A 19,922-nucleotide genomic window follows, 5' to 3' on the forward strand; every position below is an offset into this window, starting at 1 on the left:
GTTCCCTTTTTGCTGCCTGCGGGGGCAATTCGATTGTTTTTTGAGGGCGGGCGTGGTATACTGGCAACATCGAAACCGAGCAGAGGGTGGGTGTCATGGACGGATTGTTTAAGAGCGCGATCGGCGGCTTCCGCAAGGCGGATGTGCTGGCCTATATCGAGCAGCTCAACGCCGAAAACCAAAAGGCCAGCAGCGAGCTGCTGAGCCGCATCGACGAGCTGGAGGGGGAGACCCACACCCTGCGCGACGAAAACGCCGCCCTGCGGGAGCGGATCGACAGCCTGGACGGGCTGTTGGAGCAGGAGAGGGAGGGCGCCAAGGAGCTGGGGGAAAAGGTGGTCTTTCTCAACTCCCAGATCAACGCCCAGCGGGACAAGCTCAGCCGCAGCGACCTGGAGATCCACGGCCTCCACTCCGAGCGGGACGAGCTGCAGGAGATGGTGCGCCAGTACCAGGAGAAGCTCAAGGGCTATGAGGAGCGCCAGGGCGAAATTTCGGGCGCTCTGGTGGAGGCCAAGCGGATGGCCGCCGACCTGGTGCGCCAGGGCAAGCGCCAGGGCCGGGAGGAGCGGGACCGGGCCCTGGCGGAGCTGGAGTCCCTCTCCCGGGAGATGGGCCAGCTGGGGGACCAGGTGGCCGGGCTGAGCGAGACCCTGCGGACGGCCGCGGCGCAGATGCAGGGCAACCTCCGCCGGATGGAGGACACCGTCGAACTCTACCAGCTGCGGCTGGAGGAGATGCGCGGCCAGCTCAGCGGCGGCAAGCTCCCCGCCATCGCCCCCGCTGTCGCCCCGCCGCCCCCCAAAGAGGCGCCTCCCGCCCCTGCCAAAGGGGAGGAGCCCCTGCCCAAAAAGGCGGCGCCGGTCCAGCCGGAACCGCCTCTCTGCCGGGAGCGCCCCGTCTTGGTGAGCACCGGCGGCCAGGCGGGCGGGCTGCTCAAGACCATCGCCAAGCTGCTGGGCGGCCGCTGACAGGCAGACGGGGGAGGATTGCATGCCCCCTTTGCAATTTGCGCGCGCCAAAGCAATCAAATCGCTCAAACGAGAGATCGCCTCTGGGAGGCGGTCTCTTTTTTTGCGCAAAAGTGTGGCGGCGGCAAATCCTGGGCAGAATAAGGGGGAATGGCCGCCGGACGGCGGCAGAAAAGGCAAAGTGGTGATGAGCGATTGATCCCGATTCTGTTTTTGGGGCCCAGTGGGGACAGAAGGATCCCCCGGGCGGTGGAAAAGCTCCTCTTTCGGGGGGAAGCCCTCCTCTGCCGCAGCGGGCAGACCGCTGTATTTTCCCGGGAAGGGCGGACGTACGGCCTGTTTGAGAGCGAGGGCTGGGACGCCCTGCGCTGGCGGCAGAGCCTGGTGGTCATCAAAGAGGGGGCGAGGGGCGCACCCCTCCCGCCCAACGCTCTTGCCGGCGGCTTTGTGGTGCGGCAGGAAGACGCCCCCTGGCTCCACCAGACGGGGGAGGTGCGGGGGCAGGTCGTCAGCTGCGGCATGTCCCTGCGGGACACCCTCACCTATTCCAGCTGCCAGGACGGCCAGCCGGTGGTGAGCCTGCTGCGGCCCATCCACGGCCCATTCGGGCGGCTGGCCGACCCCCAGGACCTGCCTCTGCCGCCGGGGATCAGCGGCGGGTACACTCTGTTGGCGGCAGCGGCCGTCTCCCTCTTCCTCGGGCTCCCGCCGTCGTCAAACACCCTTTAAAATGCAGAAAAAGATGAGAAAACATTTCCAGTTATAGTGTTGGCGGGTGCGGCCATACTACTATTGCAAACGCAAATAACATCTATTTTTTAAGGAGTGTATGTATCATGTCTAGCAATAAAATTGTTGTTCCCGAAGCTCGCGAAGCGATGGACAAGTTCAAAATGGAAGCTGCCAACGAGGTTGGCGTGAACCTGAAACAGGGCTACAACGGCGACCTGACCTCCAAGCAGGCCGGTTCCGTGGGCGGCCAGATGGTCAAAAAGATGATCGAAGCTTACGAGAACTCCGCGAAGTAACTTCGCCTCTCGCTTTTTTCTCTCGCAGGGAGCGCCCCCCCAATAGGGGGGGCGCTTTTCCCGTGGGCGGAGGGAAGAGAGGGAGTTGCTTTACCACCTCTTTTCGCGAGGAAAAAATAAAAAGGAAATGAAAAAACAGGTTGACTTTTCCCCTTTTTGGGGTATAATAAATACTGCTGACGCCAAGAAAATATTGGGGTATCGCCAAGCGGTAAGGCAACGGACTCTGACTCCGTCATTCCGAAGGTTCGAATCCTTCTACCCCAGCCAGCAAAGGGTCGCATCGAAAGATGCGACCCTTTTTGCAGTTGATAGACAGTGCCCACGCGCGCAGGTGTCGATGCGGGCCGTCAGCGCCTGTGCTGGCAATGGCCGTGTGCATCCTTCGCTCGCTTAAAAAATCAGTGTTTTCAGGGCATCGGCCCCCGTCTTCAACGCCTTGACAGCCGCAGGGCAGGGGGCGCTATCGGCTGCTCGGTGTTCCAGCCATGGATCGCCGTGCGGTTGAGGCCTTCCTGTGTTTTTAATTTGGCCCATTGCTTCTCTCATTCTAGCGTGAAAGGAGGGGGAGCACCGAGATCGGTGCTCCCCCTCCCTGTGCGTTTTACATAAGGGATCTATCGTCAGTTTTCTTCGTTGGGATGCTTTTTGTAGATGATCCAGATGAAGGCCCCCGCAGAGGTAAACAATAGGAGCAACAGGGCATTCAAGCCGGCGGAGTCGCCGGTATTTGCCGCCCCTTCCCCATTGGAGGGAGTGTTGTCCCCGCCAGCGGCGGGAACATCGCTGGGTTCATCATTGGGGTCGTCACCGGGTTGGTCCGGATCGGGGGTGTTGCCGCCCGCACTGGAAATGGCAAACAGCTGGCCGCTGTCATTGGTATAGTAGAGGGTGCCGTCTTTGTCCACGATCGCGCTGGAGATGCAGTAGTTGGCTGCGTCCCCTTCGGGGAGGAAGATGACGTCTGCCCGGCTCTGTCCCTCGTGCAGGGCATAGAGACCGCCGGTGCTGTCATTTGAGGTAAAATAGACAGAGACTTTTCCACTTGGATCCACCGAAACCAGAGGGGTGGATTTTACTTCGCCGGGGACGGAAACCCTCTGGAGCACCTGCATGGTGTTCAGGTCGATGACGCTGAGAAGTCCGGTGCCGTCGCTCAGCTTGCCGCCGATATAGGCCTTTCCGCTGTAGATGGCGGGAGTGCCGGTGCTGTAGTCGGCAAATGAGACGCGCTCGTGGGTGCCGAAGAGATCGCCCTGGCGGACAGCGCTTTTTCGCAGCAGGCTCCTTTTCGACGCGCCGTTGGCCTGCAGCTCGACTTTGTGCAGCATGCCATCTTGAGAGGTGATATAGACGGTGTGCTCCGCCCTGACAATGGTGGAGCGAACAGGGGAGCCGAGGTCGAGGCGATCGACCTCACCGCCCGTTTTGGCGTCCAGGGCGAGGAGGATACCGTCGTCTCCCGCAATGATGAGGGTGCCGTCCACAACGACAGCGCCGCTCCAATAGTAGCCGGCTGTAGGATTTTCAAACTGCCAGACGAGCTGTCCGGTCGCCGCTTCAAAACAGAAGACAAGGCCGCCATAACTGCCCTTCGAGTCGGTGCAGGCGGTTGCCGCGTAGAGCAGGCCGCCGTCGCTTACCACGGTGCCCAAAATCTGTTGGTCGTAATATTTGCCGTCGATCTTCCTGGCCGGCAGGGCATCGGTCAGCCACACCGTTTTCAGGGAATCGGCTGCCAGCGCCTGGAAACGGCCGCTGCGCAGAGGAACGATGACCTTTCCCCCCTCATAGATGGGGCGGCAGGTGTATTCGATGGGCTCCGCCAACTGCCCCTTTTTGACGACTGTGCCATTGCGCTCTAAAACAACCAGTTCGTCGCCCACTGCAATGTAGAGCTGATTGTTGATGATCAGAGGTTCCGACATGGCGGTATTCCAGTCGCTGACCTCCTTGAGGGCGGTGGACCAGCTCAGTTTGGCGTTGGCAGCGGTGGGCGTTTTCGATTGAACGACCGCCACATTGGCGTCACTTCCGCGGAAGCTGCCCCATTGGGCGATATAATCGGGGAGGGTGACATCGGAATCGACAGCGATTTCTCCATTTTCTACCCGGCTGTCCCCATCGTAATCATCGGTGTAGAACCAGAGCACAGTGTCGCCGTCTTTGAGGATGTAGCTGTCTGCATAGACGGGGCTGACCTCGCCGTTGACAGAGAACATCCAGCCGCTGTCGGGCCCGTTGGCCTTTTCGGCGAGTGTCAGCCCGCCCGGAGTGGTGATGGAAGAGATGTAGTGGCTGCCCTCATAGGAGTACCCTCTTTCGGTGAGGAGCTTTTGAAAAACGTCCATCACGGTGGTTCCGGCCTCTGCTTCAAAGCTGTCCTTAAACCAGGTCGGATAGGCGATATGGGGGTCGGAGCCGTGGGCGGAGTCTCCAATCAGGGCAAAGGTCCCCTTGACTTTGGTCTGCTCCGCGGTCCCCTCTCCCTTCGCCCCCAGGACGGTGAGCTCGACCGAAACGGGCTGGCGATAGAGTTTGGCAAAGTCCTCTCTCTCGGGATATTTTAGGGCGTACCGCTCGAACACCTCGCTGGTCAGACAGCTGGAGATCGTCACTTTTTGGTTGTATTCGGGCTGGGTCACCAAGAGGTTTTCGTGAGAAATGACCGAGGGATTGGAGGAATAGAACCGGTCCCACAGCTCCGAGGGCCGCTCCGGATCGATGCTGACCGGTACGATCCCCTTGCCGGTGGTTTCCCTATAGTTGTAGATCCAGTCGACCGACTGGGTATCCCCGTTCCAAACGGCTTCCTGGAAGGAGGAGAGGTTGCCAGAAATGTGGTTGGCGTCGGTGTTGACGCCTTTGTTGAGCCCGTCAAAGTAGTTTTGCTTGGCGCTCTCCATCAATGCGAGGGCGCTGTCGATTTCCCCCTGTTCGAGGGCTTTGACCGTGAGGGAGAGCGTCTTGGTCACGGACAGGTTGTAGTTTTTATGGGACATCTTCACCGTCAGCACCACTGTCTGGTCGGCCTGGCCGGGAAGGGGGCGGTAGACATTGGCGCGATAGCTGTTGACGGAAATGAGATCAGGGTCGCTGGAGGTGACTTCAAACTGGTAGTTCTCCACACCTGCGATCCCAGTTTTGCTGGGGGTCAGCAGTTGGATGTCCCAATCGACTGCGTCGGGCGAGAGGGCGCCGCCGCCCATATAGGTCAGCTTGTCGAGGGTGTAGTTTTCATCCAGCTCCCGCTGCATCAAATCCTGCAGCTCGGTGCCATCCAGCGCCTTGACCCGCACGTCAAACTGCTTGGTGAGAGTGATCGGCGCTTCATCGCCGTCGCGGACGAACTGATAGTCAAACGTTGCCGTGAGGGTGACGACCTGGTCGGCCATTCCGCGCTTGATGACCCCCTTGTAGGGGTCAAACAGCGTGTCGGCAGAGCTCTGACCGCTAGCGTCGATGGAGATGACGCTGGGGTCGGAGGACCTCCACTCGATGAGGGCCCACTTCTTGTCATCGACCACCTTGGGGAGGGTCAAATCGGAGGTGACGGCTGCGAGGGATTCGTTGCTGCCCCGGATGGACTCCTCCGTGACCTTGTCGGCGATTTCCGAAGTCATGGTCGCCCTGACAAAGTCGGCGTCCCAGTGGATCGTTGCGGTCTTGCTGTACTCACAGCTGGCGCCGCCGCGCTGCAGTTGGAAGGTCAAAGAGACGTTGGCAAAATGCAGGTAGTCGGTCTCGTTGGGGTTTTTGGCGTAATAGGTAATGCTGCCGTCAGCGGCGATGTAGTCGGCGTTTCCGGTTGTGAGGATGCTCACCTGCACATTTTCATAGCCGAGCTCTGCCAGCCTGTTGGAGAGCACGGTGACGATGTTGGTGTCCTTCCCGTAAACGGGATTGAGCTTTGTCCAGCTGTCCTCCAGCGCCTTCTTGGCGGCGTCGACATACTCCTGGTCCCCCACCCCCGCCTCGGAATAGACGGTGAGGGAGAACACCTTGCTGTCGCTCACCCCGCCAAGGGTGAGGTGGGCGGTCAACTTGACGTTGGCGATGCCGCTGTCGGGGATCTTGACCACGCCGGCGTCGGTGATGACAGAGGGGGTATCGCTCTGCCAGGTGATGGCGCTCCCATTGCCGCCGGCAGTGGGCAACACGAGGGTCTGCGCCTCTTTGATGGCGCCGGTGACATTCAGGGTCAGGGCCTCTTTGTCTTCCGCCAACTTCTGCGCATCAGACTTTTCCACCGGCCCTATTGCCTGGGAGGTGGCAGAGGAGCCCTCTTCCCCCGACACCTGCACCCGCAGGAGGGCGCCGAGATAGCTCCCGTCTTCTGGAATGGTGAAGGTGGGGTCGGTTGCCCCCGCAATGTCGGTGAAGCTCCCCCCGTTGTCCGAGGAGGACTGCCACTGGTAGGTCACCTTGGTGGCTGCGGTCCCATCCGTACCGGTGGCCTTGGCGGTGAGCTTTTCTCCCGCCTTGGGAGAGCCGGCGAGCGAGACGGCCGTGACGGGCACAGGCACCACCGGTGCGCTGCCAGCCAGCCACTTCAGTGTGGGATAGCCGTTTGCGACGGCCACGTACTGGATAGACTCGTCGATTGTTGGAACGAAGGAGCTCCCCTCGTTGCGATTGAGTTTGTCGACGACCGCAGAGCTTTTTAGCTGCTCCTCCGCATAGGCGCCGGTGGCCTCGTCTGTCGCGTCGGCCAAAAAGACATTTCCTGCGGCGAAGTTGCCGTCCAGAAGGCTCCCCGCAATGGGAGCGGTGACACTGCCCGCAGACTTTAGTTCTCCACAGTTCAAGTTGTTAAAAAATGCTGCAGTGGGTGTTGCGGTATTCTTGGTGGTTCTGCCGACAATTCCGCCCACATAGGAGTTGGCGGCTAGGGTGCTTTCCGATTCGATCACTCCGGCATTGATACAGTTGTACACGTAGCCGGTCTTGTTGGTCTTTCCGACGATCCCGCCGGTCCCAGAAGCCAGGTTGCCCTGGGGGCAGCTGATCGCGCCGGCGTTGTAGCAGCCAGAAATACTGCTGGTTGCCTCTGACTGATAGCCTGCAATGCCGCCGGCTATCACCCCTTTAACCGCTCCGCCATTGTAGCAGCGAATAATGGTGCCGTTGTTCTGACCTGTGATCCCGCCGGTGTATGCGCTTGTAGATGTGGAATCGCGGGTCACATTCACATTGGTGGTGCAGTTGTCGATCGTCCCCTTATTAAAGCCGACAAGGCCAGCCACATAGTTGCCGTTGGCTTTGACAGAGACAGTCCCCCCAACAGTGAGGTTTTTGACTGTGCCTGTTTTTCCCACATTGCCGAACAGTCCCTGGTATCCTGTTGTGGCGTTGATGGATAGGTTGCTGATCGTTTCGTTTTGGCCGTCAAAGGTCCCGGAGTACTCGTGGTCGTAATCGTTTCCAATTGGCGTCCAGGCCTGACTGTTTAAGTCAATGGATTGAGTGAGGACGGCGTTGATCCCCGTGTTGCCGCCATTGACCTGGTTTGCAAACCAGGTGAGCTCTGCCGCAGTGCCGATTTGATAGACGTCGTCGACAACAGCCGGCTCGCTCGACGGCGCGCCTTCTGCCCAGACGGTGACCCCCGTCGAGGAGAGGGCGATGAGGAACGCCAGTGCACACGCCCAAATTCGCTGTGCCACTTTTTTCATTTCTTCTAAACTCCTTTGTTGTTTTCCCTTGGATCAGGATCCTTTGGAAGACAGCCCTCCTGCTTTTGAGGGGGCCGTTCCCAAAAGGACCATCCTCGGCATACCTGTTTCCCCTTTTCTGTGTCCTGCTCTGTCCTTCACCCCCTGCAAAAATAAAAAAGTGCTCTCCCCGTCAGGGGAAAGCACACAAATATCTTTTACAGGCAAACGCGCCCCATAGAACAGTCAAATTCCTTGGAGACGGCATGCTACCGCAAAACAATACTCGGCAATATTCCCTCGCCCGGGAGGATCGATCCGACGGGGGTATGGCAGGTCTCCTGACTTATGACCGAAGCAGAGTTTGCTTCCGAAACGACGCCTTCTCAGTTTGCATTTTCACCTGTGGTGAGCATCCCAATGGCAAATGTCGTTCCCGTTTTGTCAAATACAGTAATGGCGATTGCACCGGATTCCAACCGGTTTCCCTTTTCATCTACTCGGCAGATTGCCTTTCAAACCATACCCCAAACAAATTGACTATTCAATTTGGGCCATTATAACATAAACTTCCATTGTTGTAAATTGCTCCACGAGTGCCACCGCCCCCCCCGTATTTTACGGCGAGCGGCGCAGGCCGGTTTTGACGATTGTGCGACAGGTCGCCGGTTTGCCCAAGGTCTGCAACGCAACACCCGCTTTCAAAAGGGGCGCTCTTCCAAATGAAAGTTTTTTGCATTGTGCTGTTGTGTGTTGACGGCATGGCGGGGGCCTGCTTTCTCTCCCTCCAACAGGTCTTTTGTCCTTTGCCCGCCCGCTGTCATCTGGTATGATGGAGACAAGACTAAATTGTTTGGAGGCGATCCCTGTGACGCGCATTCCCGTGCTCATCGACTGCGACCCCGGTGTGGACGACGCCTTTGCCCTGGCTCTCGCCCAAAGCTGCCCCCATTTTGACATCCGGGCCATCACGGCGGTCTACGGCAACATGCCCTTGAAGAAGACCCTCTACAACGCCCGCGCCCTCAACGAGGTGCTGGCCATCGGCGCCCAGGTGGCGGCGGGGGCCAAAGAGCCCTTTTTTAAGAAATACGACCGGGGCGACGACTATGTGAGCCCGGTCCACGGCAGCACCGGTATCGCCAGCATCCTCCTGCCGGAGGGCCGCCGGCCCCTGGATGAGGACGAGGCCTGCGACGTCATCTACCGCGAGGCGGTGCGGGCGGGGGGCGAGCTGCTCCTCTTTGCCGTCGGCCCCCTGACCAACGTGGCCAAGGCCCTGATGCGCTATCCCAATCTGCCGGGCCTCATCTCCCGCTTCTACATCATGGGCGGCGGCATTGAGATGGGCAACCAGAGCCCCTATGCCGAGGCAAACATCTTTAAAGACCCCACCGCCGCCCGCATCTGCTTTGAAAAGCTGCCCACCCACATGGTGGGGCTCAACGCCACCTGCGACGGCGCCCTGAGCGAGGCAGATTTGGACGAGCTCATCGCCGCCTGCGGCGACGGCCCCAAGGCCGCGCTGCTCAAGGAGCTCTTCACCTATTCCCGCCACAATGCCTTTGTCAAAGGGCAGGATTCCAACATCATCCATGACGCCATCGCCGTGGCCTGGGCGATGGACGGAGCCGTCTGCGGCGGGGAAGAGCGCCATGTCTGGGTGCGGGACGATGCCGGTGACCGGGACGGCGAGACGGTGGCGGATCCCGCAGGAGTGGCCCCCGCCAATACCTGGGTGGCCATGACCACCGACACCGCCCGCTATAAGGGGCTCTTGCTGCAGATGTGCCGGTACTACCGGGAGATAGAGTAGTGTTGTCCGACGCTTGAAAGTCTGCAAAATCCCCATCCACCACCCGCATGGGGGGCCACAGTCGTCGGGGTAAGAAAGACCGGCTTTCAGACGATCCCGATCCACCCGCCTGTGTGGGGTGTGAGCAAAAAAAGTGCTGTCCGATCGGACAGCACTTTTTTAGTTGCGTTTATTTCAGCAGCCCCAAACGGCCTGCCAAGGTGGCGATGGTGCGGCCCAGGGGGAGCTCGTAGAGCTCTTTTTTGGAGAAGCACCGCAGGGCCAGCACCAACACAAAGTAGCAGCTGGCGGCCAGCAGGATGGCCACCAGGGTGCAGACCAGATTGCTCTTGACCAGCAGGTGCAGCAGGTGGTACCCGCCCCAGGCCACAAGCCCCATGAGGGCGGAGGAGAGGAGGGGGGCCAGGAAGATTTTTTTCAAGTTCTGCCGGTGGGGGAGGCGGGCCCGCAAAAAACGCCAGTTGAGCAGGCAGGTGGTCATGGGGAAGGTGATGTTGCCGATGACCAGGGCGTACACCCCCAGGTCGGTGAACCAGAGCAGCCCCAAAATCAACACCAGGTGGATGGCCAGGGCGATGGCGGAGTGCTTGACCGGGGTGCGCATAAAGCCCAGCCCCTGCAAGATGGCGCTGGTGATGGTGGAGAGGACGTAGAAGACCGCGGCCGAGGACCCTACCTCCAGCAGGTGTACCGCCAGGTCCCGGTAGGTGACCAGGCTGGGGAAGAGCAGGGTGATGATCGGCCGGGCCAACACCGCCAGCCCCACCGCGCAGGGCAGGACGATGACCGTGTTGAACTTGATCACCGAATCGGCCTTGCGGCAGACTTCGCGGTGGTCCCCCAGGGTCTGGGAGGCGACGATGCTGGGGATGACCGAGGCCGCCATGGCCGAGGCGATGGCCACCGGCACGTTGATGAGCAGCACGTACTGGGAGTTGAAGACCCCCTGCAGCGAGCTGACGGCGGTGGCAGCCATCCCCTTGGCCTGCATGATGTTGCCGAAAATCAGGTCGTCGGCGGTGTTTCCCAGCTGGTAGACCGTCTGGCTGAGGATCACCGGGAGGATGGTCAGCAGCAGGATGCGAAAGACCTGACCGCCGCTCTCCTCCACCTCGGTGCGGTCACGGCGGATCTGGCGCATGACGGTGGGCCGGTAGAGGGCGTAGACGACGACCAGCAGCAGCAGGGCGGTGGCGGCGCCGGCCAGGGTGCCCACCGTTCCCCCCGCCGCCCCGCGCGAAGCTGTCTGCGAGAGGCTGGGGCTGGAGGTGACAAAGGCGTAGGCCGCCCACACGCTCACCACCGCGTTGACGATCTGCTCAAAGATCTGCGAGAGGGCAGTGGGCATCATGGTGCCCCGCCCCTGGAAGAAGCCGCGCAGGGTGCCCACCATCGACATGATGAAGGTGGTGACTGCCAACACCCTCAGGGGGGCGGCCAGGCCGTCCCTGGCGTAGAGGTTTTCCAGCCAGCCGGCGCCGAAGTAGAGGACCAGGGAGACGGCGGTGCTGGTGGCCAGCCCCAACAGGAGGGTCTTTTGAAAGACATTGTGGGCATTGCGATACTGCTTTTGAACGATCCGCTGGCTCACCAACCGGGAGAGGGCCAGCGGCAGGGCGTAGGACGAGAGGGTGAGGGCAATGTTGTAGATGCCGAAGGCCACCGAATAGATGCCGTTTCCGTCTTCCCCCAGGATGTTGGCCATGGGGATGCGGTAGACCATTCCGATGAGGCGGACCAAAATCCCGGCCACCGCCAGGATGGTCCCCTGTACCAGAAAGTTCTGCTTTCGTTTGGATGCCATGGGCTTCCCCCTTTTACCGGCGGCCGGGGCAGACGGGCTGCCCCCTGGGAAAATGCGGTTTGGCCGCCAAAAGTTCCTATCTAGTTTACCACAAAACGCCGCCCATTTCTCGGGTTTTCTGAAATTCCGAGACCGCGCCTCTGCCGGGCTGCCGGCGAGGGATCACAGGGCGAGACGCTGCCCCACGTGCAGGGGGAACAGGCGGTCGCCCAACGTCCCCTGCAGCCCGACAAAGGGACCTTCCCCGGTGCAGTGACAGGTGTAGTAGCGGGTGTGGGGGTAGGCGGCCAGGGCCCGCCCTACCGCCTGCACTTCCGGCGCTCCGGCGGCCTGGCCGCTGCGGGGGCTGGTCAGGTGAAAGCCGCTCACCACCGCGTCCGGGGCCCGCCCCAGGTGCTGGGCGCAGCGGGACACGATGTTTTCGATCCCCCGGTGGGCGCAGCCCGAGAGGAGAAGGGCGGTCCCCCCCTCCTGCACCAGCAGGTACTGCTCGTGCAAGAAGGGATCGGGGCCCAAAACGCCGCCCTCTTCCAACAGCAGGTTTCGGTTGGTGGAGGGCCAGTGCTCCCGCTCCTGCAGGTCGGAAAAGAGGAGCAGCCCCTCTGCGGGGCGCTCCTGCGCGCCGGTGAACACCAGCTGGGGGGAAGCGGCGAGGGCGGGGTCGGGCCCGATGGGCCGGCAGCCGTCGCCGGAGCGGGAGAAGAGGGGAGCAAAGCACCCCTCCCGCAGGTAGACGGGGGCGCGAGTGTTGCCCGCCAAAAAGGTGGACAGCCCGCCACTGTGGTCGTCGTGCCCGTGGGAGAGAAAGGCCATCTCCACCGACGACAGGTCGATCCCCAACGTCCGGGCGTTTTCCCAGAAGAGGCCGCTGGCCCCCATGTCGAAGAGAAGGCGGCGGCCGCCGGCCTCCAAATAGATGCTCAAGCCGTGTTCAGCGCCCAAAAACGGGCTGTCTGAGCGGTTTTCCGACAGGACGGTGAGGACCATTGCCAACCTTCCTTTCTGCGCCTCTGGGGCGGGTCGTGGGCCTGGCCGCCGCTACTGGCGCTGTGCGCCGTCCAGGGCGGCCAACCGCTGCTGCTCCAACTTGGCGGCCTTGAGCAGGAAGCGGTAGACGGGGGCCAGCTGGAGCAGCTCCCTCTCCAGAAAGGCCGCCAACCGGTCGGAGAAGAGCAGCTCAAAATCTTTGCTGAAGGCGTTGAAGCCGATGTTGCGGCGCTCCAGCCACTGGCGCTCTGCGGCCGGGCGGTCGGGGTAGTGGGGGCGCTTGTAGAAATCGCCGTCCATCTCGTACTGTTTGCACTTGGCGAGGGATCTCTGCGCTCGGCGGTAGTCGGGGTCGCCCTCCAAAATCAGGCCGCGCAGGGTATTCATATACCCGGTGGAGGCGGCGTAGAACCCGCAGCCGTAGCCAAAGCCGCTCCCCGACAGGTCGAAGTAGAAGCCGGGGTAGTCGGTCCCGTGCATCCGCCCGCCCCGCTTGAAGATGATCCACATGTTGTCCCGGTAGAGGGAGGGGTCGTGGGTGTAGCGGGTGTCCCGCCAGATGCGGCAGATGGTGCGGTCCACCTTGGGCTCACACCCCAGCTCCCTGTCGATGGAGAGCATGCTGGGGGTCAGGGCCACCACCAGTTGGCGCAGCGGCTCTAGAACGCTCTTGCGGTAGCGGTCGTGGTGCTCGGCAAACCACTCCCGGCTGTCGTGCATTCGGTTTTCAAATAAGAAGTCCAGGGTGTCGGCGGAAAAGGGCATGAAAAAGACCTCCTGCTCTGCGGACCGCCCGGCGGCCGCACGATTTCACAGCAACAGGATACCACGAATCGGGGAAAAAGTCGAATGTTGGGGCCTGGTTTCCCCTCTCTTTGTCGGGGGACGGCAAAAAGCCCCCGGCCGGGCGGCCGAGGGCTTTGCAGCGGGTTTTGTCAGCGGACTTTCAAGTCTCTCATGGCGATGGCCTCGATGAAGAGGGTCACCCCGCCCACCAGCAGGTAGCCGGCCACCAGGTAGTTGAGCACCAGGGCGGAGAAGAGGGGCAGCAGGAGGAAGGAGAGGGCGGCCAGGAGGTTCAGCACCCCGCTGACCACCACCCAGCCGTAGCCGGACACCCCGAAGTAGCCCAGCTTGCTGGAAAAGGAGAGCTTGTTGACCCCGAAGACAAGCATCAAGAGCCCCAGGAGGAAGGCGAAGGTGGAGAGGGTGACCTCGGTGGGGGCGGCGAGGAGCAGCGCCCCGATGAGGAGGTTGAGGACGCTGCTGACCAGCCCGCCGGCCTCCCGCAGGAAGGGGGGCGCGCAGAAGTAGTCGATGAGCTGATAGACCCCCAGGGCGAGGATGAGGATGGCGGCTAGGGCGCTCATCACCCCGGCGCTCTGCACCGGGAAAAAGGCGCAGAGAAGGGCGCAGACCACCAGCAGGATGCTGATGATGAAACTGGCGATGCGGACCGAGCGCAGCTTGCGGTTCCACCCCTCTACCAGGGCGTTGGTGTAGTCAAAATCGGCGTCTATTCGGATCAAAGCGATCCTCCCCTTTCTGTTTTATCTGACCGTCGAGGGCGATGCCCCCTTGACACCTCTATTGTAGCGCCTGGCGGGGGAGATGAACATAGACAGAGGGGGCGGAGTGTCCAAAGTTTGGACAGGCGGGGGAAGGTGTCCGGCTTGAAAAGAGGATATTTTCCCGCATATCGGCCTGGGCGGAGGGAAGGGCGCCCGATGAGCTGCAAAAAATACCGCCGGCATCTGCCGGCGGTATTTTCATATCTGGGAAAAAGCAAGGAGTTTTGGCGACTAGGGGCGCTGACCCATGCCGCCTTCCAGGGTGAGGGTCTCGCCGGACATGTACTTGAAGTCGGGCGAGCCGAGCTGCACGCAGACCCGGCCGATGTCCAGCTCGGGGTCACCGAAGCGGCCCATGGGCACCCCTCTGAGGTTTTTCTCGTAGGCCTCAGGGTAGGAGAGCTTGAAGTTCTCCAGCTGGGCGGTCATGGCCAGGGGGCAGACCACGTTGACGTTGATGTTGTCCTTGCCCCACTCGGTGGCCGCGACGCGGGAGAGGCCGCGGATGCCCTCTTTGGCGGCGGCGTAGGAGCACTGACCCACGTTGCCGAAGAGGCCGGCGCCGGAGGCGAAGTTGATGACCGAGCCCTGGGTCTCCTTCAGGTAGGGATAGCACTCCCTCATGTAGTAGAAGGTGGCGTAGAGCCCGGAGTAGATGCCCAGGTCAAAGTGGTCTTTGGTCTGCATGGACAGGGGGATGCCCGAGGCCGACGCCTGGGCGTTGTTGATCAGCACGTCGATGCGGCCGAATTCGGCGATGACCTTCTGCACGGCTTCCTTGACCCGGTCCTCCGACTCATCGCTGGGGGTGACGTCCACCGCCAGCGGCAACACCTTGATGCCGTAGAGGCGCTCCAGCTCCTCCTTGGCGTCCAGCAGTTTCTGCTCGTTTCTGCCGGTCAGGACCAGGTTGGCCCCCTCCTTAGCATAGGCCACGGCAATGCCGTAGCCGATCGATTTGGCCTTGCCCCCGCCAGTAATGATTGCGACCTTTCCGTCAAAGATCCCCATTCTGCCCATCTCCTTAAAATCAATAAAATCCATCTGTCTGTACTGGGGTTTCCAAAGAGTATTGTACTCCTTTGTTAAAACATTGTCAATCAGGAATTTCGGACCTTTTCGCTCCCCGGTTCCACGAGCCGCCGCTCGGGGCGGCAGGTTTTTGCCCAGGGGTATTTTTGCCCCAAAACGGCCGATCTTGCGGAGATGCGGGGAACAAAAAAGGGCCCGGCAAAGCCAAACGGTCTTGCCGGGCCCCCTGGAACAGGGGTCACAGGTATTTCTCCTCGTACTCTTCGATGGGGATGGGGCGGCTGAACAAAAAGCCCTGGGCCAGTTCCACCCCGCAGTCGCGCAGCGCCGAGAGCTGTTCCTCCGTCTCGATCCCCTCGGCCACCACCTGGATGTCCATCTTCTTGCAGATGTCCACGATCGACTCCACCACGGTGCGGGCCCGGCTGTTGCAGGCCACGTCGTCCACCAGGGTCTTGTCCAGTTTGAGCACGTCGAACTCCACCGCGGAGAGCAGGGCCAGGTTGGCGTACTCGGTGCCGAAGTCGTCGATGGAGACGATAAAGCCCGCCCGCCGCAGGTCGTCGATCAGCGCCTTGAAATTCACCCCGTCGGACTCCCGCACCGTCTCGGTGATTTCGATTTCCAGGTACTTTTTCTCCACCCCGTACTGCCGGCAGAGGTCGTCGAGCCGCTGCACAAAGTCCGGCTGCGCCAGGGAGCAGCGGGAGAAGTTGACCGACACCGGCATGGCCTGTTTCCCCTGGTCAGCCCACTCCTTGAGGCGGGAGCAGGCGAACTGAAAGACGTAAAAGTCGATCTGGCTCACCGTCTGGCTCTCCTCCAGCAGGGGGAGAAAGTTGCCCGGCAGCACCAGCGAGCCGGAGCGGGGCTGGTAGCGCACCAGGGCCTCGGCCCCCACGGCGGTGCGGTCGCCTGAGGAGATCTTGGGCTGCAGGTAGACCACAAAGCGGTTTTGCAAGATCTCCTTTTGCAGCACCTGCGGGTCGGACAGGTGGAGCACCTCGTCGCTGTGGTGGCGGTAGCGGTTGGAGGCGGGGTTTTGGCGGTAGAACTCCTTTTTGTCCTCGTACATCTCGGCATCAGCGCTGGCGATGATCTGCTGCAGGTCTTCAAACTGTTGGGCCCAGCGGGCGCCGATGGCGGCCCGGCAGCTGGTTTTCACCTGAAAGCGCTGCCGCAGTGCCTTGACCTGCGCCTCGAAATCGCCCTGTGCCATCCCCGGGCAGATGATGACAAATTCGTCCCCGCCGATGCGGTAGAAGTTGGCCCCCTCAAAGACCGCCTGCATCTGTTGGGCGCACTCGGCCAGCACCTTGTCGCCAAAGGCGTGGCCGTGCCGGTCGTTGATGTCCTTGAGACCGTTGATATCCAGGTAGACGATCCCCACCGGCCCGGTCTGGGCGGTGAGGGCCTCGGCGTCCTCCATAAAGCGGTTGCGGTTGAAAAAGGAGGTGAGGGTGTCGTAATAGCTCAGCCGGGAGAGCTCGTTTTCGCTCTCGGTGCGGCGGTGGGCGAGCATGAGGAAATACCCCAGCGTCTGCAGCAGCGAGGAGACGGTGCGCACGTTGAGGGAGTGGGGGTTGTCCACCCCCACGAAGCCCCGCAGCTGGCCGTCCTGCTCCAGGGGGGCCACCACCAGGCTGACGATGTCCTGTTTGCGCAGCAGCTCGTACTCCTCTGGAGAGCGCTCCCGCAGCTCCTCTATGTTTTCCACGGCCACGCACTCCTGGCGGTCGAAGAAGGGCATCCAGCGGTCGATGGAGGACAGAGGCATCTCCTGCAACAGCTCTTTTTGCGAGGCGATCCCGTCTGCGCACCACTCGTAGTCGTTGTAGAGCAGCCCCTCCCGCTCAAAAAACAGGTAGGTGCGGTCGGCCGACAGGTAGCGGCCCACCTGTTCCAGCACCAGGGGGACAGACTGATCCAGGTCGTGCTCCCGATAGAGGGCGCGCACGCACTCCATCAGCATCTGCTCGGCGTCGAGGGTCCGCTTGAGGGACTGCTTTTCCGCCTCCGCCTCGGTGATGTCAAAGGCGATCTCCAGCCGGGCGTCCCGGCCTTCCCACTCCAGCAGCCGGTCTTTGAGCAGGTAGTGCCGCTGGGTGATGGGGTTGGTGTATTCCCAGGTGTAGGTCTCGCCGGGGATCAGCTGCTGGCTGTTGCAGAAGGAGCAGGGCTGCGAAAACCCCTGCAGCACCTGGTAGCACTTCTGCCCCGCCACCTTGTCCAGGTGGAAGGTCTTGCGCCCCGTCTCGTTGATGAAGAGGAGCTCGTGGGTCTCCAGATCGGAGACGTACATCAGCTCAGAAATGTCGTCGAGGGGGGCGCGCAGGTCCTCCGACATCCGCGAGAGGCTCTCCTGCCGGGCGCGGTTGGCCTCTTCCTCCGCCTGCAGCTCTCGCTGCCGCCGGGCCTGCACCGCCCCGTACCAGGCCAGCAGGCCGGTCAGGGCCAAAAAGACGGCGCTGAGAATGAGCAGGGCCAGTTGCGCCCTGTCCACCTGCCGCTCAGAGTAGACTTCGGCAGCCGACACGGTGCGGTCGGCCAGCTCAAAATAGGACTCGCTCAGGCGGTAGAGCGCCTCTCCGTCGGCCCCCTCGCGCACCTGGGCGACGGCGTCCCTGATTTCCCGCCACCCGTCTTGCATCTGGGAGACCAGACCTTGGAAGGTGTCGTCCTTCAGCCGGGCGAGGCCGTTTTCTCCCTCGCCGGTGGCCAGTTCATTTAAAATACCGTCGATCCGCTCGACAAGGGCATCGTTGGGGTGGCCGGCCAGCTCTTCTTTGACCAGCCTCTGGGTGGCGCCCCGCACCACCCCCGCGTAGTTGATGACCCGGGCGTTTCCCTGTAACCCCCGAATCGACAGGACAGAGAGCAGTCCGGTGAGAAGCAGCGCAGCGGCCAGCAGGGCCGGCATCATTCGTTTGTGCATCTTGTCCTCCATGACCGAGGGTCCGCATCTATTTTGTTTATTATATCAATGTCTGTCGAAAAGAGCAACCGCAAAAAGGGGATGTTTGGAGAAAGATATATCTCGCGTTCACGGTGTCAAAATCGGCTCAAAACACAAAAAAACCGGCTGTCCCACAAGAGAACCCGGTTTTGAGAGATGTCAAAAAGTTATTTCAAAAAATTACATCAATTTGCAAAAAAGAGACTTCAGTTCTTCCACACTAATGTCTCTGGGGTTGCCGAGGCAGTAGACGTCGGCAAAGGTAGACTCGATCAGAAAGAGGAGGACTTCCTCCCGGATGGCCTCCAGCTTGGAGAGGTGCCCACATCGACCGAGAGCTGCTTGACCGCGCCGACGGCGGCCCGGCGGTACTCGTCCTGGGACATTTCGTCTACCCCTTTGCCCCCATGGCCCGGGCAATCTCCTGGTACTTTTCGCCAATGCAGGCGGCGTTGTACTCCACGACGATGGGGAGTACAGAAAATCCGTGGATTATAAAGTGGTCTCTGCCAGAAGTAGAAGACATATCCTTGAAAAGAACTAGATGAAATTTATGGCCGTCCAAAAGTAACAATGCCCAATCCACTTCTAAAGAGTCTTGGAACCACGATTTTCGCATCTCGTGTCAGTATTTGTCCGCTACTATATGAAATTACACCTGTTTCGTGAAGCTGACGAATCATATCCTCCCCTTCAGGTTGTAAATTTTCCATCAGCTTAATTATTTCCTCTTGTGAATATTCTGCAGTCTGCTGTCCAGTAAATCTTTCAAAATGCTTTGACAAATACCTAAATTCACTGAGATAACTTTGGACTTTAACAGTAGAGACATAACTAAAAGCATTCCTTATTGAGAGCCCCGATATGAGGGATGTATTAGGGTTTATTTCTCGATCGAATTCTTCTTTTAGCTTAAGCTCTTCTTGTTTTGAATAATTGCCGAAATTTATGATTTCTCGGGGATAGACACCACCTAAACCATCTTTAGATCGCTCAATAATCCATGACATTGTTTTGGCTTCACGTGGACCAGGGTACACCTTGGGCGGAAAAAGTGCATTAAAACAGCCGTTAACATCTTTTTCCCAAGAATCTGTATGGGCACTCTCTTCTACATATTTTCTGATAGTTTTGTTGTATACTGCGCGTTTAACAAGAAGGTGTTTGAGAGAATCTTCATGCCACGTAATAATAGTAGTCTTATCTGTCAGATGGCTTTTATTTACAAAAGATAGAGTATTCCATATATCTGTTCGAAGAAAAATTTTCAGTTTGATATTGCTATATCTAGAAACAAAGTCTATGTACGCCAAAAATAGTCCTTCTATACACTCTTTTCTTACATTGGCTTTATTAGGAAATAGCTCATCAATCTTGTCCAGAAGCAGCCAAACAGTTTTTTTCTCTGATACAAGGTAATCATTTATTTCACTTAACAGCTCATATATAGATACTTTGCTATTTTTGCTTAATAATATTGAAACATCTTTAAAGTCAATTTGCTCTAGTTGCGGTGGCTCGCCAATAAAGCATTCATATAAGCGTTTGAGAATAGCACTTATACGATAGTCTTTAATAGAATGTGATTTTTGGAGAACTCTTCGTCCATTTTTGCCGCATACAATTGAGTAGCTTTTATAAAGTGAATGTATTATCTTATATGTTATATAAATTTTCCAGGCGGCTTCAGGTGATATATTTTGGCTTTCAATCTGATTTAAAAGCTGCATATCGTCCATTTCTGCAACGTCTTTGAATCCTACACCGGCTACTAGGTAGACATTGTCTATGGCATGCTGGGCCATCTCTCTTGCAGATTCTTCATACTTTGTAAAAAGTCTATATAAGGCACTTTTCCCAGCACCTTTGCTTCCAAGGAGAAGTGCTGTGTTTGGATCCAGAAATTCGTCAAAGTTTTTAGTTTGGATAAATATTTTATCTAAGTTTGTCTCTGATTCAGAATCGACAGATCCAAAATTGAGTTCTTTGAGAAGGGTTTCTTTTTTCATTGCTTTTCCCCTAATATTAAGTTAAGTAATTTTACCAAATTTAAACTTTTTAGTAAATAAATATTTTTGGCTTTCCTGAAGAGTGAAATTTTTT

General features: G+C 59.2%; 12 protein-coding genes, 1 tRNA gene and 1 riboswitch. Of the genes, 5 read left to right on the forward strand and 8 right to left on the reverse strand.

Going from position 1 to position 19,922, the window contains the following annotated elements; genetic code table 11:
• Positions 1-95: 95 nt before the first annotated feature.
• The 4 genes from GT748_RS01005 to GT748_RS01020 all read left to right on the forward strand — a co-directional run bounded on the left by GT748_RS01005 (position 96) and on the right by GT748_RS01020 (position 2,269).
• Positions 96-971 (forward strand): hypothetical protein, encoded by an 876-nt coding sequence (locus tag GT748_RS01005; RefSeq protein ID WP_021658877.1) that lies wholly within the window; start codon positions 96-98, stop codon positions 969-971.
• 195 nt (positions 972-1,166) lie between these two features.
• A complete protein-coding gene (locus GT748_RS01010) occupies positions 1,167-1,700 on the forward strand; it encodes a hypothetical protein (protein ID WP_143161662.1) in 534 nt (177 codons plus the stop codon).
• 107 nt (positions 1,701-1,807) lie between these two features.
• Positions 1,808-1,999, forward strand: coding sequence for an alpha/beta-type small acid-soluble spore protein (locus tag GT748_RS01015; RefSeq protein WP_059003892.1), 192 nt, complete (start codon positions 1,808-1,810; stop codon positions 1,997-1,999).
• Between the two features lie 194 nt (positions 2,000-2,193).
• Positions 2,194-2,269 (forward strand) — tRNA-Gln (locus GT748_RS01020).
• Between the two features lie 353 nt (positions 2,270-2,622).
• Here the strand turns inward: GT748_RS01020 and GT748_RS01025 are convergent.
• Complete coding sequence (locus tag GT748_RS01025) at positions 2,623-7,674, reverse strand: immunoglobulin-like domain-containing protein (protein WP_161213375.1); 5,052 nt, start codon at positions 7,672-7,674, stop codon at positions 2,623-2,625.
• A gap of 293 nt (positions 7,675-7,967) precedes the next feature.
• Positions 7,968-8,193: riboswitch (cobalamin riboswitch) on the reverse strand.
• Positions 8,194-8,521: 328 nt separating this feature from the next.
• Between GT748_RS01025 and GT748_RS01030 the strand changes: the two genes are divergently transcribed.
• Complete coding sequence (locus GT748_RS01030) at positions 8,522-9,469, forward strand: nucleoside hydrolase (RefSeq protein ID WP_052537675.1); 948 nt, start codon at positions 8,522-8,524, stop codon at positions 9,467-9,469.
• Positions 9,470-9,638: 169 nt separating this feature from the next.
• Here the strand turns inward: GT748_RS01030 and GT748_RS01035 are convergent, their stop codons facing one another.
• The 7 genes from GT748_RS01035 to GT748_RS01065 all read right to left on the reverse strand — a co-directional run bounded on the left by GT748_RS01035 (position 9,639) and on the right by GT748_RS01065 (position 19,828).
• Positions 9,639-11,273, reverse strand: a complete 1,635-nt coding sequence (locus GT748_RS01035; RefSeq protein ID WP_021660165.1) for a putative polysaccharide biosynthesis protein — start codon at positions 11,271-11,273, stop codon at positions 9,639-9,641.
• A gap of 162 nt (positions 11,274-11,435) precedes the next feature.
• Positions 11,436-12,260 carry an MBL fold metallo-hydrolase gene (locus GT748_RS01040; protein WP_021660163.1) on the reverse strand — a complete coding sequence of 275 codons (825 nt, stop codon included), beginning with the start codon at positions 12,258-12,260 and terminating at the stop codon, positions 11,436-11,438.
• A 51-nt stretch (positions 12,261-12,311) separates the two neighbouring features.
• Entirely contained in the window at positions 12,312-13,025 is a 714-nt protein-coding gene (locus tag GT748_RS01045; RefSeq protein WP_021660162.1) for a DUF2461 domain-containing protein, read from the reverse strand.
• A 170-nt stretch (positions 13,026-13,195) separates the two neighbouring features.
• Positions 13,196-13,789, reverse strand: a complete 594-nt coding sequence (locus GT748_RS01050) for a DUF308 domain-containing protein (RefSeq protein WP_021660161.1) — start codon at positions 13,787-13,789, stop codon at positions 13,196-13,198.
• Positions 13,790-14,062: 273 nt separating this feature from the next.
• Positions 14,063-14,842 (reverse strand): SDR family NAD(P)-dependent oxidoreductase, encoded by a 780-nt coding sequence (locus tag GT748_RS01055; protein ID WP_044992937.1) that lies wholly within the window; start codon positions 14,840-14,842, stop codon positions 14,063-14,065.
• 259 nt (positions 14,843-15,101) lie between these two features.
• Positions 15,102-17,798 (reverse strand): putative bifunctional diguanylate cyclase/phosphodiesterase, encoded by a 2,697-nt coding sequence (locus tag GT748_RS01060; protein WP_161213374.1) that lies wholly within the window; start codon positions 17,796-17,798, stop codon positions 15,102-15,104.
• Between the two features lie 572 nt (positions 17,799-18,370).
• Entirely contained in the window at positions 18,371-19,828 is a 1,458-nt protein-coding gene (locus tag GT748_RS01065; protein WP_161213373.1) for a P-loop ATPase, Sll1717 family, read from the reverse strand.
• Positions 19,829-19,922 lie beyond the last annotated feature (94 nt).

Source organism: Bittarella massiliensis (ex Durand et al. 2017), from assembly GCF_009876955.1.
In the GTDB taxonomy this organism is placed as follows: domain Bacteria; phylum Bacillota; class Clostridia; order Oscillospirales; family Ruminococcaceae; genus Bittarella; species Bittarella massiliensis.

What these genes read in the sequence shown, in the direction of transcription:
- GT748_RS01015 (WP_059003892.1), top strand. Translation starts at nt 1,808, where the DNA reads ATGTCTAGCAATAAAATTGTTGTTCCCGAAGCTCGCGAAGCGATGGAC.
- GT748_RS01045 (WP_021660162.1), bottom strand. Translation starts at nt 13,025, where the DNA reads ATGCCCTTTTCCGCCGACACCCTGGACTTCTTATTTGAAAACCGAATG.
- GT748_RS01040 (WP_021660163.1), bottom strand. Translation starts at nt 12,260, where the DNA reads ATGGTCCTCACCGTCCTGTCGGAAAACCGCTCAGACAGCCCGTTTTTG.
- GT748_RS01035 (WP_021660165.1), bottom strand. Translation starts at nt 11,273, where the DNA reads ATGGCATCCAAACGAAAGCAGAACTTTCTGGTACAGGGGACCATCCTG.
- GT748_RS01025 (WP_161213375.1), bottom strand. Translation starts at nt 7,674, where the DNA reads ATGAAAAAAGTGGCACAGCGAATTTGGGCGTGTGCACTGGCGTTCCTC.
- GT748_RS01060 (WP_161213374.1), bottom strand. Translation starts at nt 17,798, where the DNA reads ATGCACAAACGAATGATGCCGGCCCTGCTGGCCGCTGCGCTGCTTCTC.
- GT748_RS01055 (WP_044992937.1), bottom strand. Translation starts at nt 14,842, where the DNA reads ATGGGGATCTTTGACGGAAAGGTCGCAATCATTACTGGCGGGGGCAAG.
- GT748_RS01005 (WP_021658877.1), top strand. Translation starts at nt 96, where the DNA reads ATGGACGGATTGTTTAAGAGCGCGATCGGCGGCTTCCGCAAGGCGGAT.
- GT748_RS01065 (WP_161213373.1), bottom strand. Translation starts at nt 19,828, where the DNA reads ATGAAAAAAGAAACCCTTCTCAAAGAACTCAATTTTGGATCTGTCGAT.